The following is an 18,126-nucleotide window of genomic DNA, read 5'->3' on the forward strand; positions in this document are numbered from 1 at the left end:
AGCCTGCTCGCTATATCGGTATATCTGCCAACATTCATGTCACTGACAGACCGCTATCGCGAGCAGGCTCACTCCTACAGGAGATTTGCGGTGTCGGTTAAGCCTTGGCAGGTTCGAGGGCCAGTTCGACGGCTTCGGGGCGTTTGACTGTGGCGTAGACGACGGCGGTCAACAAACTTCCGGCGACAATCGCCAGCAGATACAACAGCGCATGGTTGATCGCATTCGGAATCGCCAACACAAACAAGCCACCGTGCGGCGCCATCAGTTTGCAGCCGAAATACATCGACAACGCACCGGTCAACGCACCACCGGCAATGCTCGCCGGAATCACCCGCAACGGGTCTTTCGCGGCAAACGGAATCGCCCCTTCAGAGATAAAGCACAGCCCCAATACCAACGCGGCTTTACCCGCCTCGCGTTCGGTCTGCGCGAACTTGCGCCGCGCAATAAACGTGGCAATGCCCAGACCAATCGGCGGCACCATCCCCGCTGCCATCGTCGCCGCCATCGGTGCATAACTCTGCGACGCCAGCAGCCCCACCGAGAACGCGTACGCGGCTTTGTTGATCGGCCCGCCGAGGTCGACGCACATCATGCCGCCAAGCACCACGCCGAGCAGGATCGCGTTGGTGGTGCCCATGCTGTCGAGAAAACTCGTCAGCGCCAACAGCATCCCGGCGACCGGTTTGCCGACCACGTAAATCATCACCAGCCCGGTAAACAAACTAGCGAACAACGGGATGATCAGAATCGGTTTCAGCGCTTCAAGACTCTGCGGCAACGCGACATAACGGCTGATCGCCTTCGCCGCATAACCGGCGATAAAACCGGCGACGATGCCACCGATAAACCCGGCGCCCAACGTACTCGCCAGCAACCCACCGATCATCCCCGGCGCCAGGCCCGGACGGTCAGCAATCGAATAAGCGATGTAACCCGCCAGCAGCGGCACCATCAGTTTGAACGCAGTCTCGCCACCGATCTGCATCAGCGCAGCCGCCAGCGTGCCCTCTTCCTTGAACGCGGTGATGCCGAAGACGAACGACAACGCAATCATCAAACCGCCGGCCACGACCATCGGCAGCATGAACGACACGCCGGTCAGCAGGTGTTTATAGACGCCGGTTTTCTCCTGCCTGGCCGGTGCTTTGCCGTCACTCGCCGCGCTTTCCACAGCCCCTTCGGCCAAGGCTTTTTTCAGCGTCGCTTCGGACTGCTTCAATGCGATGCCAGTGCCGCAACGATAGATTTTCTTACCGGCGAAACGCTCGGTGGCGACTTCGATATCCGCCGCCAGCAACACCACGTCTGCCTCGGCAATCGCCGTTGCGCTCAACGGGGTTTTTGCGCCCACTGAGCCTTGGGTTTCGACTTGCAGCTCATAGCCCAAACGCTTGGCAGTTTGCTGCAACGCTTCGGCGGCCATGAAGGTGTGGGCGACACCAGTCGGGCACGCGGTGATGGCGACAATGCGCGGCACACGCGACGCATCAGCAACCGGTTCAGCCACGCTGGCAACGTAGACTGATGCCTCTTCAGCACCACGACGCAGCGCCGCTTCGACATCCTGTAGCGCCTGTGCCGGAGCAATCTGGAAAACCCGCTTGCCGACAAAACGCGTCATGTCGACCGCCCCCGTGGCGACCAACAAAACCCACTCCGCCGCTGCAATCGTCGCCGCCGACAATTCGCGTTCCGGGTGCGCAGCATCGACCACTTCAACGCTGGTGCTCCAGCCCTGACGCTGCGCCGCCGCATCAAGCAAACGCGCACACAGCACACTGGTGACCATGCCGTTCGGGCAAGCCGTAACAATGGCTAATTTCATGACAAACCCTCTTATTGTTCTGTCAGGGGGCGCACGCGCACGCCCTGTTCGAGCTGCGCCAGTTGCGCACGGTCGTGGATGCCGAAACCGATCTGGGTCACCGCCATCGCCGCAATCGCAGTGGCCGTGCGCAGGGTTTGTTCAGGCGTGTCGGCGCTGAGCAAACCGTGGAGCATGCCGGCCAGCAATGAATCACCGGCACCGACCGTGCTGGCAACGCTGACCTTGGGCGGCGTGGCGTGCAGCGCCGAACCGACGCTGAACCAGTTCACGCCATCAGCACCGTGGGAGATCACCACGTGCTCGATGCCTTGCGCGTGCAATTGCGCCGCTGCTTGCGCTTCGGCGGCGTGAGAAACCACCTCGCAACCGAGCGCGTCAGCGAGTTCTTCAGTGTTCGGTTTGATCAGCCATGGACTGGCTTTCAACGCTTCGCGCAACGCTTCGCCGCTGGAGTCGAGGGCGACTTTCAAGCCGAGCTGATTGAGCCGTTCGATCAGTTCACGCAACCACTGCGCGGTCACGCCACGCGGCAAACTGCCGGCGACAACAACCGCGTCATGACCCGGTGCGATCTGCACCAAACGATCGAGCAACGCCTGCTGCGCGACGGCATCGACCACCGGCCCCGGGCCGTTGATGTCGGTGATCCGTCCATCCTGTTCAGCGACTTTGATGTTGCTGCGCGTCTCACCCGGCACGCGGATAAATGCGTCGACAAAACCGCGCTTGGCGAACAGGGTTTCGAACGCTTGCAGATTGTCTTCGCCGAGAAAGCCACTGACCGTCAGTTGATGACCGAGGTCGGCGAGCACCTGCGCGACGTTCACGCCTTTGCCGGCAGCGTGGGTGTGCATCTCGTCGCTGCGGTTGACCTGACCGGCGTCCAGCCGGGGCAACTCAACGGTTAAGTCGAGCGCCGGGTTGAGGGTCAGGGTAAGAATCTTGGCCATTACAGAGCCTCCACTAATGCGCGCACTTCGTTGGCGCTGCCCACGGCCAGGGCGTGTTGCGCAAGGGTTTGCGCCTGGGTCAGGCTGAGTTCACGGATGCGTGCCTTCACTTCGGCAATGCTGCGCCCGGACACGCTGAGTTCATCGACACCGAGGCCAACCAGCACTGGCACTGCCAGCGGATCCGCCGCCAACTCACCGCAAACACCGACCCACTTGCCATGGGCATGGGCCGCGCGCACGGTGATGTCGATCAGTTGCAGTACCGCCGGGTGCAAGCCGTCCGCCTGCGCCGACAAGGTCGGGTGACCACGGTCGATGGCCAGGGTGTATTGCGTGAGGTCGTTGGTGCCGACGCTGAAGAAGTCGACTTCCTTGGCCAGCACCGGCGCGAGCAACGCGGCGGACGGCACTTCGATCATGATCCCCAGTTGCAGATCGGCGACCGGGATTTCCAGGCGCAGACGTTCGGTCATGTCGCGGGCCTGACGCCATTCTTCAACGCTGCCGACCATCGGGAACATGATGCGCAACGGACGGTTATCCGCCGACCGCAGCAGGGCGCGCAGTTGCGCTTCCATGATCTGCGGACGCTGCAAGGTCAGGCGAATGCCGCGCACGCCGAGGAACGGATTTTCTTCTTTGGCGATCGGCCAATACGGCAGCGGTTTGTCGCCGCCGACGTCCAGCGTGCGCACCACCAGCGGCCGCCCGGCGAGACCATCGAGAACACGGCGGTATTCAGCTTCTTGCGTGGCCTCGTCCGGTGCTTGCGGGTGGGCCATGAAAATCAGTTCGGTGCGCAGCAAACCGATGCCTTCGGCGCCCTGCTCCACCGCGCTGATCACGCCGGCGCTTTCGCCGATGTTGGCGAACACTTCGACGGCGTGGCCGTCGGTGGTGTGTGCCGGTTGGTGGCGTTGTTCGGCGGCAATCTTCAGGCGTTGCTCGCGGGTGTCGCGTTCTTCGGTGGCGCGTTGCAGGGTCGCCGCATCGGCGTCGACGTGCAGGCGACCGCGTTGACCGTCGAGCAGCAACGGTGTGCCCGGCGCCAGCAACAACACCGCTGCGCCAGCGCCGACCAGCGCCGGAATCCCGAGGGCTCGCGCTACGATGGCACTGTGCGCGGTGGCGCCGCCGCGTGCGGTGAGAATCCCCGCCACGCGCGCCGGGTCCAGCCGCGCGACGTCGGACGGGCCGACCTCATCCATCACCAGAATGTAAGGTTGCTCGGGTTCGCTCGCGGTCTGCACGCCACACAGTTGCGCCAGCACGCGGCGACCAATGTCACGCAAGTCCGCCGCACGCTCGGCGAGCAAAGCGTCCTGCAGCGATTCCTGTTGTTTCGCCGCCGCTTCGATCACTGCCATCCACGCCCCTTCGGCGCTCTCGCCTTGCTTGAGGCGGGTGTCGACTTCGTCGGTGAGTTCCGGGTCGTCGAGCATCTCCTGATGGGTGATGAAGATCTCGCGGATGGCTTTGGCCTTGCTGCGTTCGATCAGGCCTTGAATGTCGTTGCGCACGTCACTGAGCGCTTGTTTGAGGCGCTCGCGTTCGATCGCGGCGGACTCGCCACGCATCGGGTAATCGATGGTTTGCTGCACTTGAATGTGCGCCGGGCCGATGGCGATGCCGGGCGCGGCGGGGATGGCTTGCAACTGAGTGCCGGACGCCGGGGCAATCACCACTTCGGCGATGTCGGCAAAGACTTCGCGTTGTTCGCTGATGGCGGGCAGCGGCTCGACTTCTTCGCCAAGGCCTTCTTCGATAGCAGCGAGCAACGCCGGCAAGGCGTCGGCAGCGATGCTCGGCTCGGCGATCAGCTCCAGCACCTGACCGCGACGGGCGCCGAGGCTGAGCAGTTTGCTCAAACTCTTCACCGACACAGCACTGTCCTGACCGTCGACGATGCGCACGCGAATCTCACCATCAAAACTCTTCGCCAGCTGCGCGAGGATTTTCGCCGGGCGCGCATGCAAACCGTGGGCGTTGGCCAGCGCAATGCGTGCGCTCGGCCAGTCGGCAGGCAGTTCACCGCCGAGCACTTCGAGGACTTTACGGCTGCTGGTGGCGCGACCCAATTCATGACCGCGACCTTCGATCAGCAAAGCACACAGACGTTCGAGCAGCGCTTGGTGCGCTTCGCCAAGGCTGGCCAGACAGAACAAACCACTGAGCGGCTGGCCGAGGTAGCGCATCGGTTTGTCCGGGGTAACGAACGCCAGCCCCGGGCGCTTCACGGTTTGTTCGCTGTGCAGCCACCACAAGCCATCGCCCAGCGGCAGCGCTTCAACTTGTTGCAGCACCGCCGAGAAACCGTTGCTCACACAATCGGCTTGGCGCAGCAAACGCGCACCACGCCAGACCAGTTCTTCGAAATCGTCGGCCGACACGCCGAGGCCGATCATCTGTGCATCCAGCGCCAGCTCTTGCGGCGCGCCTTGCAGCAGCTTCAGCAGCGCTTCCGGAGAACTGGCGCGACGCAGAGCCTGGCCCAGATCGGTCTCGCCGAGGGCGCGGGTCAGCAGTTGCAGCAGGCGCAGGTGTTCGTCGGATTTGGCGGCGATGCCGATCGCCAGATAAACGATCTGGCCATCGCCCCAGTCCACGCCCTCGGGGAACTGCATCAGGCGCACGCCGGTGGCGAACACCTGATCGCGGGTTTCCGGGGTGCCGTGAGGGATGGCAATACCTTGACCGAGAAAGGTCGAGCCCTGGGCTTCCCGGGCCTGCAAGCCGGCGAGGTAGCCGTCAGCGACCAGACCATCGGCCACCAGGTGATTGGCCAGCAATTGCAGGGCGGCGGGTTTATCCACGGCCGATTGGCCCATGGATATCTGCTCTATAGTGAGCTCGAGCATGCGATCTCCTTTTTGGCATCGGATGACGCCAGGTATTGTTTTGAATGGTTGCAGCTTAGGCGCTCTGCCGCTTTGCTTTTCAGCGGCAGTTTTGGCGGTTTCACGGCAGCACCGGCCAAAGGCGTCTAAAACGTAGAAAATACGCTTGCTGAAACGTTTAATCTAGATTGATCGGCACGTTACTCGATAATGTCCCATCCTTGAAGTCCAACTTGTCGGATGCGTTGCGACAATAGTCGCCTGCCCTAATCGGGTAGGATTGGCGAAAATGTTGCGGCAAGCTCGCAAAAACAAGGAAATCCCGGGTTGAAACTCAGTGATATCGCGCGGTTGGCCGGAGTGTCCGTGACCACCGCCAGCTACGTCATCAACGGCAAGGCCGAACAGCAACGCATCAGCACTGCGACCGTCGAGCGGGTGCGGGCGGTGGTCGACCTGCACGGCTTCACGCCAAACCCTCAAGCGGCCGGGCTGCGCAGCCGCCACACGCGCACGCTGGGCTTTATTCTGCCGGATCTGGAAAACCCCAGTTACGCGCGGATCGCCAAACTGCTGGAGCAAGGTGCGCGGGCACGCGGCTATCAGTTGTTGATCGCCAGTTCCGACGATGCGCCGGACAGCGAGCGTCAGTTGCTGCAACTGTTCCGCGCGCGTCGTTGCGATGCGCTGATCGTCGCCAGTTGCCTGCCGGCCGGTGATGACAGTTATCGGCAGTTGCAGGCCAAGGGCACGCCGATCATCGCCATCGACCGGGTCATGGAGCCGGAGCATTTCTGCTCGGTGATCAGCGACGACCGTGAGGCCAGTCAGCACCTGACGCAAAGCCTGCTCGAACCACAGCTCAAGCAAATCGTGCTGCTCGGTGCGCGCCCTGAGCTGAGTATCAGCCAGGAACGTGCCGCCGGTTTCAAACAAGCCTTGGCCGATTTCAAAGGCGAAGTGCTGGTCGAGCACGCCGAAGCCTTCAGCCGCGAATGTGGCAAGCAATTGATGGAAGAACTCCTGCAACGTCTGGGGCATTTGCCCGATGCGTTGGTGACAACTTCCTACGTGCTGTTGCAGGGCGTGTTCGATGCGCTGCATGACTTCCCGTTGAAATCGCGGCCGCTGCGCCTCGGCACCTTTGGCGACACGCAGTTGCTCGATTTCCTGCCGTTGCCGGTCAACGCCATGGCCCAGCAGCACCAGTTGATCGCCGACAAGGCGCTGGAACTGGCGCTCGCTGCCGTCGAGCAGTCGGAATACAAGCCTGGCGTGCAGGCCATTGCGCGTACCTTTAAGCAGCGTATTCACCGGGACTGAGCCGTGGAGCTGATCGACAGCCACACCCACCTCGACTTCCCCGACTTCGACGCCGATCGCCCGGCCTTGCTCGCCGAAAGCCGCGCCCTCGGGGTGCGGCGGATGGTGGTGTTGGGCGTGTACGAGGGCAACTGGCAACGGGTGTGGGATCTGGTGCAGAGCGATGCTGATTTGCACGCGGCGTTCGGCTTGCACCCGGTGTATCTCGATCAACATCGTCCTGAAGATTTGACGGCACTCGGTGATTGGCTGACCCGATTAAAGGGTCATCGACAGTTGTGCGCGGTCGGCGAGATCGGTCTGGATTACTTCATCGAAACGCTGGATCGCGAGCGCCAACAGTCGCTGTTCGAAGCACAGCTGCAACTGGCGGCGGATTTTCAATTGCCGGCGCTGATCCATGTGCGCCGCAGCCACGCGGCGGTGATCGCTACGCTCAAGCGCTTCAAGCTCAAACGCGCGGGGATCATCCACGCCTTTGCCGGTAGCCGTGAAGAGGCGCGGGAGTACATCAAACTCGGTTTCAAACTGGGTCTGGGCGGCGCGCCGACGTGGCCGCAGGCGTTGCGTATGCATCGGGTATTGGCGGACTTGCCGCTGGACTCGATCGTGCTGGAAACCGATTCTCCGGACATGGCGCCGGCGATGTTCCCAGGTGTCCGCAATACACCGGCGCACTTGCCGGCGATTTGCGCGGCATTGGCTGAATTGATGAAGATCACCCCACAACAACTCGCCGCCGCGAGCACCGCCAACAGCTGCGAAGTGTTCGGCTGGTAACACACCTCCCTGTTGAAACAAAACCTTGTGGCGAGGGGATTTATCCCCGTTCGGCTGCGCAGCAGTCGCAAATCCTTTCACCCGGTGTATCAGATAGATACTCGATCACAGGTTTTTGGGCTGCTTCGCAGCCCATCGGGGATAAATCCCCTCGCCACAAAGGTTCGCACAAGTTTTAAGATACGGCTCAGACGCGGAAGGCGCTGATCAGTTGTTTTAGCTCGACGACCTGGGCAGACAGCGCGCGACTGGCGTCTTCGGTCTGGTGCGCGCCTTGCGCCGTGCGTTCGCCGGCGCGATTGATCTCGACGATGTTCTGGTCAATGTCATGGGCCACCGCCGTTTGCTGCTCCACCGCCGCCGCAATCTGCTGGTTCTGATCGACGATCATGCCCACAGCGCCGAGGATGTTTTCCAGCGCCTGCTGTACTTTTTCCGACTGCCCGACCGTGCCATTGGCCATCTGATGGCTGACGCCCATGGCCTTCACCGCCGCGCCGACACCGCCATGCAACTTGGCGATCATCTGCTCGATTTCTTCGGTCGATTGCTGTGTGCGTTTAGCCAAGGTGCGTACTTCGTCCGCCACTACCGCAAAACCGCGGCCCTGCTCGCCAGCCCGCGCGGCTTCGATTGCGGCGTTGAGCGCCAGCAAATTGGTCTGCTCGGCGATGCTTTTGATCACTTCCAACACGCGACTGATCGACTGGCTATCGCTCGCCAACTGATTGATCACCAGCACCGACTGATCGATCTCGCTGGCCAGCGCAGCAATGCTGCCCTGCTGCGACTCGACCAGACCGCGACCACTGAGAGTCTCGTTGTTGACGCTGTGGGCGCTGCTCACGGCCGCTGCGGCACTGCGCGCGACTTCCAGCGAGGTAGCCGACATCTGGTTCATCGCCGTCGCCACTTGCTCGATCTGCGTGCGTTGCCCGGCGACTGCCTGATTACTCTGCGCTGAAACGTTTTCAACCTGCCCCGCTTGGCGCTCGACCTCACCGACGGTCTGGCCAACGCGCTCAATCAAGTCGTGAATCTTCTTCACCGTACCGTTAAACACTTCGCCCAACTCACCCAACTCATCGCGGCTATTGGCTTTGAAGTTGACCGTCATGTCACCCGCCGCAACCTTGTCCATCATCGCGCCGAGACGTTTGAGCGTGGTGCGGGTCGAAGCGTAGAAACCGCCATAGAGATAAAAAATCAGCACAAACACCACCGACAGCGCCACAGCCTGCAAGATCATGTGCGTGCGGTTATGCGCCAGACGTTGCTGCAGTTGGCTGTCGAGAAATTTCAGCGAAGCTTCGTTGAGCGCGTAGGTTTTATCCATCAACGCGGTGACCTGGTCGTAAAACGCCTGCCACGGCGCATCGAGGGTGTCGGCCATCACCACCTGTTCTTCGAACAATTCGCTGGCTTGTTTCAGCGATGCCTTGCTGTTGTCGGCCTCGGCGCTGAGGTCGTCCCGCGCGGCTTTGCTGGAAGCGAGGGCGTCCTGCAGTTTCAAGCCGTATTCGCCCTGGAGTTTTTCGATCTTCACCAGCAGTTCGTCGAAACGCGTGCTGGAGGCACTGTTGAGAAAGCCCTGCGCCAGCGAGTACGAACCGATCGCCCGGCCTTCGCCGAGGGTCTGGGTGACGCCGGGGGTGATCAGGGTGACCAGCTCGCTGAGCTGACGAATATCGCCCTGATTGTCGCGGCTCAAACCGGCCTGACTGGTGATGATCTGACTGAAAATCTGCGCACTGGCGAGTAGTTTGCCGATCAGCGCACTTTTGCTTTGCAGGGAGCTTTCCACTTGCTGGGCTTTGAATGCGGCGATCATTTCATCGCGCTTGCCATCGAAAGCCTTGATCTGCTCGGGATCGTCGGTCATCGCCGTCAGCCCTTGCAGGCGCGTCAGCACGGCTTGTTCGAGGCTGGTGATTTTCGATTCGATGTTGCCCGCCTTGCCGGACTGGCCAAGGGTGACGTTGATCTGCACCAGATTGTTGAGGGTTTCCAGATCCCGGCGCAGGGTCAGGCTGCTGCCCAGCAGATCGAGGCTTTGCAACTCGACGCGGGTGCCCTGGAATTCGCGATAGGAATCGCGCACCAGATAGAAATTGGTCACCAGCATCGGCACCAGGAACAGCACGCTGATCAAGCTGAACTTCATGCCGAAGCTCAGACGGTTCATCAGCGAGACGGCGGGATAGAGCAAGCTCTTCACTGGAAGTCTCCCTTGGTTTTTCTTGTTTTTATTGGCAGGCGCGAGACGACAGCAGATAGCCACTATCCGGCGCCATCACTGTATAGCTCAAATCGGCGGGAGGTTTTGTAACTTAAGGTTAACGAAAAAAAAGATCGCAGCCTGCGGCAGCTCCTACAAAAACCAATCCCTGTAGGAGCTGCCGCAGGCTGCGATCTTTTGATCTTTCTTCAAATCAGTGGATCAAAACTGTCCACAGCGCAAACCCGGCATACCACAACACCGCCGCACGCAGCAGCAGTTCCCACAGACTATCGAGGGTAGTAATGCCTTCCGGCCCGACCGCAGCAGGCGGGATCTCCCCCGCTGCCAAGCCAACCTTGTTGATCAGTTGCGCAGCGCTGATGTTCCAGTTCAGCAACTCATGCAACATCACCCGGCCAACCGCAACGAAATTGCCGACCAAGGCAAAACTCGCCGCCAGCAGTCGCACCGGTACCCAATCAAAGGCATGGCGCAATTGCGCGGCGCGTTCGACCAGCGCCGGGTTCGTGCCGTGTTCTTCAGCCAGCGCCAGCAAGCGATACGCCAACGCCGCCACCGGGCCGAGCACGAAGTACCAGAAGATCACCGCGAAGAAGCTCTGATAGGCCTCCCACAGCAAATGCCCTTGCACGCGATCGAGCAGCTCTTCGCCACTGTCGGCGCAGATATTCAGATCGCGCTTGGCGACATGCGCCGCCGCTTGCAGATCTTCACGGCGCCAGGCATCGCGGAACGGCCCGAGCCCGCCGAGTAAATCGCCGCGCCCGAGGCTGTAAATCACCACCAGCAAATGCACCGGCAACGCCAGCAGACCGTAAGCCACCGGTTCCAGCACCACCAGCAACAGCGCCAGCAGCGCGACCGGAAACAGCACCAGAATGGTCAGCACCAGCCACGGTTTACCCGCCAGTCGCTCGCTGCTTTCGAGTTTGTTCAGTTCGCGGATCCATCCGCCATCGCATTGAACCCGATGGCGCAGGGCCGAGAACTTCTCGATCCAGACGGCCAGCAGTAACACCAGAAAACTCATTGTCCTTCCTCTTGTGCCAGGGCTGCGCGGTAACGCGCCCAGTCGAATGCCGGGCCAGGATCGGTCTTACGCCCGGGTGCGATGTCGCTGTGCCCGCAAATACGGGCGCCGGTGATGGCCGGAAATGCTCTTTGCAACTGACGGGTGAGCACGGTCAACGCTTGATACTGCGCATCGGTGAAGGGCAGATCATCGGTGCCTTCGAGCTCGATGCCCACGGAAAAATCGTTACAGGTTTCGCGACCGTCAAAAATCGACACACCCGCATGCCACGCCCGTTCAAGACAGGAGACAAACTGGGTGACCTTGCCGTCACGTTCAATCAGAAAATGCGCCGAGACGCGTAGGTCGGCGATCCCTGCAAAGTAGGGATGTTCGGTGACATCCAGACGGTTCTGGAAAAATTCCTGCACCTTGCCGGTGGCGAATTGCGCCGGTGGCAGGCTGATGTTGTGGATGACCAACAGGGAAACTTCGCCCGCCGGGCGTTCATTGAAATTGGGCGATGGGCACACCTGCACCCCGTGACACCACCCGCTTGCGGGATCCAGCTGCATAACGATTCCTTCAGCGCCGACTGTGTTGGCGCCCAGTATGCCGTGATCGGCACCCGGCGCGCGATCACTTGGAACGATTGAGTCGCCGCAGGTTGCCCAGCACCGACTCCAGTGCCCGGTCGAACAGCAAGGTGTCGTCCAGTGTTCGCGCGGCGCCACGCTGGAATTCCACCGCCAGTGCTGCGCGACTGCGCTCGAGGACTTTCATGCCGGTGCGGTCGACGAATACATATTTGTCGGTGGCGTCGATGATCGCCGCGAGTTTGCAGCGCAAGCTGTGTTCTTCGTCTTCCTGAAACGCCACCCAACTGCCCAGACGCAATTGATCGACCTGACGCAAACCAGCGGCATCGTCAGGCAGATGCGTAGAGTTTTTCGCCATTGCGCCCTCATCGGCGGAAGGCAAGACAATCTGCTGCGAGACTTCGATCATCGGATCGGCCTCGCTGGAGGGTTCGAGCACCCTCACGTGCAGGGTTTCGAGCTCGCTGAAAAATTCGCTGGTGGCAAATGGATCGAATGCCGCACGAGTCAGGCCATCTCGCAGCGATTTGAGCAGGCCGGGCACCAAAGCCAACAGACGCAGACCGGATTCCGCGTCGTTGTGACGCTGCACGCTCCAGACCAGTTGCTCCATGGTCTGCACGTCGTCACGCCACTGGGCGGAAGCCTCGCCATGCTTGAGACAGGTCAGCAGCAGCACTTTGCTCCAGGCATCCTCAACAAACGTCACCACTGCCGGCGGCAACACCTTGCCCAATAGCGCTTGATTCAACGCCCGTTCGACCCGACGCCGGGCCAGCTCGGTTTTCGCCCGGCCCTCTTCGGCATCGCGCAAACGCTGTTCAAGCAGTTCGCTGCGGCGGCGTTCGTCGCTGGTGAACGCGAGGAAGTCCGCCAACAGCTCGGAAAAAATTGCCGGATCGTCGACAAAATCCGTGAGCAGGCGCTGCACCACTTGTTCGATACGCACATAAAGGTTGTCGCGAGTTTCGCTGTCGCTATCGCCCCAGCCCATTGCGGCAGCGGCGATTTCATTGAGCAGGCGCCGTGCCGGGTGGCTGCTGCGGCTGAAGAAACTCTTGTCGAGCACCGCCACTTTGAGCATCGGAATCTGCAATCGCGCGATCAATGCCTTGAGCGAATCCGGCACATTACGGTCATCCAGAATGCACTCGAAGACCATGGCGATCAGGTTGATCACGTCTTCGTCCGCGCCCTCGACAATCCGCGATTTGCCACTTCTGAGGCTGACCCGCGTCAACAACTGTTCAAGCTGGTTGCGCAGATCGAAATCGTCCTGCGCCGCGAGTGCCGGCACGTATTGTTGCAAGTGCGAGAGCAGACGCAGCAGGTCGCGGGTGCTGATCGGCTGTGTAGCAGCGCTGGGCTCGAGTGTCGGCGCGACGCTGCCGCGCACTTGCAGTAACAGTTCCTGCAACGCGGCGAAGACTTCTTGCACACCCTCGTCGGCCGGTAGCGGTTCGTCGCTGTCTTCGCTGTGCACGTTGGCCATCGCGCGATCAAGCGCACGTCGCGCCGGCGCCGGTTTCAGCTCGGGCAGTACGCCGGTGACGCTGAGCAGTTGGTTGGCTTCGGCATACAACTGCTCGGTGTCGGCGAGGACATAGCGCTCGAACAGTTTGAGCAGGATCAGCTTGACCTTGATCTCTACGCCGAGGTTGCGCCCGGCCTGCAAGAAGTACTCACAGAGCATCGCCGGGGCGAGCGGGTTGTGCTGTGCGTCGAGAGGTTTGCCGAGCAAAACGCTCAGCCGCGCACTCAATTGATCCAGCGCAAAGCCATCGCGCTTGAGCACCCGGCCAACCATGGTCTCAATCGCCACGCTGCGCTCCATGTCATCGGTGCGTGGCGCCGACTCGTCGAACATCAGTGCGGGCGGCAAGGCGTTGGGTGAGGCGTCGTATTGAGTGAGGCCGACGAAAGCCTCGAAAAACAGTTCGAGAAAACCACGCTCGATGTTTTTGCGCTTCAGGCGCAGGTCGCGCATGGCTTCGAAAAAGATGTTCTGTTCGACGTCATTGCGTGCGCGATCCGCCATTTCGAACAGCGTGTCGTCGGCGTTATCGAACAGCTCCTGCAAGCCGTGGCGCAGTTGCTGCGCAGCCTTGTCGCGAACCTGAAGCAGAATCACAGGCAGGCGGGCGGGCGGCGAATGGTTCGCCTGATCCGTAGTCCCCTTGTGAAAAGGCACTACTTTCCCGTCGTTGTGCATCCAAGCCTCCTGAAACGGTGATTCAATCGGTCACTTGCTGCGCAAGCCCTTTGTAGGAGCGAGCCTGCTCGCGAAAGCGGTGGGTCAGAAAAAGAAATGTCGCTGACACGCCCTCTTCGCGAGCAAGCCCGCTCCCAGTTTTGATGCGGCGCGCTCAAAATCGTCAAAGCCATGACGTCAAATGCAAGGCGGATTATCTTGCAAAAGGTGTCACCGCCGCTATAGCCGTCAGGGTTTCCCCTATACCTCGCCCCTTGCATTGACCACGTCGGCCGGCCTTTGCTCAAAGAAATTCGACCGGATGCAGTCAACCACGCACGTTCACGCCTTGGGTTGGCTCGCGCCATGCCCCTATAATCGAATCACTTTGTTTGTGGAGCCCGTTATGCCGAATCTACGTCTCGCCGATTTGACCGCCGAAATCGAAGCCAACGTGCGCCGTGCGTTGCTCGAAGACGTCGGCAGCGGCGACATCACCGCGCAACTGATCCCGGCCGAACGTCTGGCCAAAGCCACCATCATCACCCGTGACGAAGCGGTCATCTGCGGCACAGCGTGGGTTGATACCGTGTTTCGTCAGCTCGACCCGCGCGTCGCGGTGCATTGGCAAGTGGTCGATGGCCAGCGGGTAAAGCCCAACCAGCCCCTGTTTCACCTGGAAGGCCCGGCCCGTTCGCTGCTGACCGGCGAGCGCAGTGCGCTGAACTTCCTGCAACTGCTGTCCGGCGTGGCGACGCGGGCGCAGTACCTGGCGGATTTTGTCGGCGAGACTCAGGTCAAACTGCTCGACACCCGCAAAACCCTGCCGGGTCTGCGTCTGGCGCAGAAATACGCAGTGACCTGCGGCGGCTGCCACAACCATCGCATCGGCCTCTACGACGCGTTCCTGATCAAGGAAAACCACATCGCTGCCAGCGGCGGCATTGCGCAGGCCATCGCCGCCGCGCACAAGATCGCGCCGGGCAAACCGGTGGAAATCGAAGTGGAAAGTCTGGAGGAGCTGAAAGAAGCGCTGGAAGCCGGCGCCGACATCATCATGCTCGATGAGCTGAGCCTGGACGACATGCGCGAAGCCGTGCGCCTGAACGGCGGCAAGGCGAAACTGGAAGCCAGCGGTGGCATCAACGAAAGCACGCTGCTGCCAATCGCCGAAACCGGAGTGGATTACATCTCGATCGGCGCGATGACCAAGGATGTCAAAGCGGTCGACCTGTCGATGCGCTTGAGTCTCTAAGACCCACGCAACAAAAAACGCCAGCCCGGTTGAGGCTGGCGTTTTTGTTTCAGACCACCAGATTATTCATCTCGCAGTACTCTTCCCAATCGACACCCAGCACTTCAGCCGCCTCTTTGTGCAGCACGAGGCGCTGCGCCTCGAACTCCTCCGGCGTGCTCGTGTACTTGAGCGTCAGCTCCCACGGCTGCAGGCCCTGGGCCTCGGCTTCGTCTTCGAATGCCCACTGAATCTGGTCTTTCTGATCATCAGGACTCAAGTCCTTGATCTCTTCCAACAGCTGGGGCGCGTCGAGTTTGTATTTCTCCAGCGCTTGTTCGTGACGTTGCTCTTGAGTTAATTCGGTCATGGCGTTCTCGCTGATCGTAAGAATGGAGGATGGATCTGGATCATCAAGGATCTCTCTGACGCGGTTTTTTCCGGCCTTCGGAACCATTCGGGATCATCTGAAAACTGCTAAGCGATGCTCATGCAGGCACCGAATATAGGACGTTTGCATGACGAATTACACGGGTCTTTACATCTCTCTCACAAAAACTTTGACCTGAGGGACATAAATCGAGGGGGCATGAGGGAAATGGTGCCCGAGACAGGAATCGAACCTGCGACCTTCGCGTTACGAGTGCGCTGCTCTACCGGCTGAGCTACACGGGCGGTGGGCTAAACCTAGCACCGGTTTTCACAAAAGCAAAGATCGCAGCCTGCGGCAGCTCCTACATGATCGGGTTATCACACCACTTGTGTAGGAGCTGCCGCAGGCTGCGATCTTTTGATCTTTATGCCAGACAAAAAAATGCCCCGCCGTTTTCACGGCGGGGCATTTTTATTGCGCTAACGCTTTGGGCTGATTAAACGCCCGAAGCCTTGGCTGCTGCCACGTCTTTGATGGACAGCTTGATACGGCCGCGGTTGTCCACGTCCAGTACCAGCACTTCCACTTCCTGGCCTTCTTTCAGGATGTCGGTCACTTTCTCTACGCGAGCGTCGCTCAGCATCGAGATGTGTACCAGACCATCCTTGCCCGGCAGGATGTTGACGAATGCGCCGAAGTCGACGATGCGCTCAACCTTGCCCACGTAGATCTTGCCGATCTCGGCTTCAGCGGTGATGCCCAGAACGCGCTGACGTGCAGCTTCAGCAGCTTCCTTGGTTTCGCCGAAGATCTTGATCGAACCGTCGTCTTCGATGTCGATCGAAGCCTTGGTTTCTTCGCAGATCGCACGGATGGTCGCGCCACCTTTACCGATAACGTCACGGATTTTGTCGGTGTCGATTTTCATCGCGATCATGGTCGGAGCGTTGGCCGACAGTTCGGTACGCGACTGGCCAATGATCTGGTTCATCTGACCGAGGATGTTCAGGCGCGCTTCCAGGGCTTGGCCCAGAGCGATTTCCATGATTTCTTCGGTGATGCCTTTGATCTTGATGTCCATCTGCAGCGCGGTAACACCTTTGGCGGTACCCGCTACTTTGAAGTCCATGTCGCCCAGGTGGTCTTCGTCGCCGAGGATGTCGGTCAGGACGGCGAATTTCTCGCCTTCTTTAACCAGACCCATGGCGATACCGGCAACCGGCGCCTTCATCGGCACACCAGCGTCCATCAAGGCCAGGGAAGCGCCGCAAACGGAAGCCATCGAGCTCGAACCGTTGGATTCGGTGATTTCCGAAACCACGCGGATGGTGTACGGGAACACGTCAGCGGCTGGCAGCATGGCCGAAACCGAGCGACGGGCCAGACGGCCGTGACCGATTTCACGACGACCAGCACCACCCATGCGACCACACTCGCCCACCGAGAACGGAGGGAAGTTGTAGTGCAGCATGAACGGGTCTTTTTTCTCGCCTTCCAGGGTGTCCAGCAGCTGTGCGTCACGGGCAGTACCCAGAGTCGCGACTACCAGAGCCTGGGTTTCACCACGGGTGAACAGCGCCGAACCGTGAGTCTTCGGCAGAACGCCGACTTCGATGTTCAGCGGACGTACGGTTTTGGTGTCGCGACCGTCGATACGTGGCTTGCCGTTTACGATGTTTTCGCGAACGGTGCGGTATTCGATTTCGCCGAAAGCGGCTTTGACTTCGCTGGACGAAGGCTGGCCTTCTACACCGGACAGCTTGGCAACCACCTGATCCTTCAGCTCACCCAGGCGAGCGTAGCGGTCGGCCTTGATGGTGATGGTGTAAGCCTGGGAGATCGCTTCGCCGAACTCGGCACGGATAGCGCCCAGCAGTTCGGTGGCTTCTGGCGCAGGAGCCCAGTTCCAGGTCGGCTTGGCAGCTTCAGCGGCCAGCTCTTTAACCGCGTTGATCACCACCTGGAATTCGTCGTGAGCAAACAGTACCGCGCCCAGCATCTGGTCTTCGGTCAGCTCTTTGGCTTCCGATTCAACCATCAGTACGGCGTCGGAAGTACCGGCAACGACCATGTCCAGGCTCGAAGCAGCTTGCTGCTCGTAAGTCGGGTTCAGCAGGTAGCCGGTGCTTTCGTGGAAAGCTACACGAGCGGCGCCGATCGGGCCGTCGAACGGGATGCCCGAGATGGCCAGGGCAGCCGAGGTACCGATCATCGCAGCGATGTCCGGATCGGTCTTCTTGCTGGTGGAAACGACGGTGCAGACAACCTGCACTTCGTTCATGAAGCCTTCTGGGAACAGCGGACGGATCGGACGGTCGATCAGTCGGGAAGTCAGGGTTTCTTTTTCGGAAGGACGGCCTTCACGCTTGAAGAAACCGCCAGGGATCTTACCGGCAGCGTAAGTCTTTTCCTGGTAGTGAACCGACAGAGGGAAGAAGCCCTTGCCTGGATCGGCTTGTTTTGCACCGACTACAGTCACCAATACGCTGACGTCGTCGTCAACGGTGACCAATACTGCGCCGGAGGCCTGACGGGCGATACGGCCAGTCTCGAGGGTAACGGTCGATTGACCGAACTGGAATTTTTTGATTACCGGGTTCACGGTGTCCTACCTTCTTTGTGGCTCTTGGGGGAACTGGTTTCTTGCGAATTCTTGGGCAATGTCGGGAATCGGCCCAACGCCTGTCCAGGGTAAAACGTGTATCCAGATAAAACTTGAGGCTGGGAGCCTGCAAGCCGCCGGCGGTA

At 60.3% G+C, this 18,126-nt stretch carries 12 protein-coding genes and 1 tRNA gene; 3 read left to right on the forward strand and 10 right to left on the reverse strand.

What is annotated here, in order from left to right; genetic code table 11:
• Positions 1-97: 97 nt before the first annotated feature.
• From QMX93_RS03620 to ptsP, 3 genes are read right to left on the reverse strand one after another with little or no spacing between them, the layout of a single operon-like run.
• Positions 98-1,831, reverse strand: coding sequence for a PTS fructose-like transporter subunit IIB (locus QMX93_RS03620; RefSeq protein ID WP_282352765.1), 1,734 nt, complete (start codon positions 1,829-1,831; stop codon positions 98-100).
• A gap of 11 nt (positions 1,832-1,842) precedes the next feature.
• Complete coding sequence (gene pfkB / locus QMX93_RS03625) at positions 1,843-2,784, reverse strand: 1-phosphofructokinase (protein WP_282352766.1); 942 nt, start codon at positions 2,782-2,784, stop codon at positions 1,843-1,845.
• Complete coding sequence (gene ptsP, locus QMX93_RS03630) at positions 2,784-5,645, reverse strand: phosphoenolpyruvate--protein phosphotransferase (RefSeq protein WP_282352767.1); 2,862 nt, start codon at positions 5,643-5,645, stop codon at positions 2,784-2,786. Before ptsP ends, pfkB begins: the two co-directional genes overlap by 1 nt.
• Before the next feature lie 306 nt (positions 5,646-5,951).
• On the opposite strand from ptsP, the gene cra reads away from it, so the two are divergent.
• On the forward strand, positions 5,952-6,947 hold the full coding sequence (gene cra / locus QMX93_RS03635) for a catabolite repressor/activator (protein WP_212544096.1): 996 nt from the start codon (positions 5,952-5,954) through the stop codon (positions 6,945-6,947).
• 3 nt (positions 6,948-6,950) lie between these two features.
• Positions 6,951-7,727 carry a TatD family hydrolase gene (locus QMX93_RS03640; protein WP_212544097.1) on the forward strand — a complete coding sequence of 259 codons (777 nt, stop codon included), beginning with the start codon at positions 6,951-6,953 and terminating at the stop codon, positions 7,725-7,727.
• 187 nt (positions 7,728-7,914) lie between these two features.
• On the opposite strand, the gene QMX93_RS03645 is transcribed toward QMX93_RS03640, so the two are convergent.
• The 4 genes from QMX93_RS03645 to QMX93_RS03660 all read right to left on the reverse strand — a co-directional run bounded on the left by QMX93_RS03645 (position 7,915) and on the right by QMX93_RS03660 (position 13,792).
• The gene (locus QMX93_RS03645; protein WP_282352768.1) at positions 7,915-9,945 is read right to left on the reverse strand and encodes a methyl-accepting chemotaxis protein; all 2,031 of its coding nucleotides are present in this window, start codon (positions 9,943-9,945) and stop codon (positions 7,915-7,917) included.
• Positions 9,946-10,159: 214 nt separating this feature from the next.
• Entirely contained in the window at positions 10,160-10,999 is an 840-nt protein-coding gene (gene ampE, locus QMX93_RS03650) for a regulatory signaling modulator protein AmpE (RefSeq protein WP_282352769.1), read from the reverse strand.
• Positions 10,996-11,556 (reverse strand): 1,6-anhydro-N-acetylmuramyl-L-alanine amidase AmpD, encoded by a 561-nt coding sequence (gene ampD, locus QMX93_RS03655; RefSeq protein ID WP_053117041.1) that lies wholly within the window; start codon positions 11,554-11,556, stop codon positions 10,996-10,998. Before ampD ends, ampE begins: the two co-directional genes overlap by 4 nt.
• A gap of 64 nt (positions 11,557-11,620) precedes the next feature.
• Positions 11,621-13,792: a DUF1631 domain-containing protein gene (locus tag QMX93_RS03660; RefSeq protein WP_282352770.1), complete on the reverse strand. Its 2,172-nt coding sequence runs from the start codon at positions 13,790-13,792 to the stop codon at positions 11,621-11,623.
• 385 nt (positions 13,793-14,177) lie between these two features.
• Between QMX93_RS03660 and nadC the strand changes: the two genes are divergently transcribed.
• Positions 14,178-15,026, forward strand: coding sequence for a carboxylating nicotinate-nucleotide diphosphorylase (gene nadC, locus QMX93_RS03665; RefSeq protein ID WP_159812898.1), 849 nt, complete (start codon positions 14,178-14,180; stop codon positions 15,024-15,026).
• Positions 15,027-15,075: 49 nt separating this feature from the next.
• On the opposite strand, the gene QMX93_RS03670 is transcribed toward nadC, so the two are convergent.
• The 3 genes from QMX93_RS03670 to pnp all read right to left on the reverse strand — a co-directional run bounded on the left by QMX93_RS03670 (position 15,076) and on the right by pnp (position 17,980).
• Complete coding sequence (locus QMX93_RS03670; protein WP_159812909.1) at positions 15,076-15,375, reverse strand: DUF6388 family protein; 300 nt, start codon at positions 15,373-15,375, stop codon at positions 15,076-15,078.
• Positions 15,376-15,604: 229 nt separating this feature from the next.
• Positions 15,605-15,680: transfer RNA gene (locus QMX93_RS03675), tRNA-Thr, on the reverse strand.
• Positions 15,681-15,874: 194 nt separating this feature from the next.
• The gene (pnp, locus tag QMX93_RS03680; protein WP_282352773.1) at positions 15,875-17,980 is read right to left on the reverse strand and encodes a polyribonucleotide nucleotidyltransferase; all 2,106 of its coding nucleotides are present in this window, start codon (positions 17,978-17,980) and stop codon (positions 15,875-15,877) included.
• Positions 17,981-18,126: the final 146 nt, after the last annotated feature.

Origin of the sequence: Pseudomonas sp. PS01303 (genome assembly GCF_029959385.1) — a bacterium.
In the GTDB taxonomy this organism is placed as follows: Bacteria; Pseudomonadota; Gammaproteobacteria; order Pseudomonadales; family Pseudomonadaceae; genus Aquipseudomonas; species Aquipseudomonas rustica.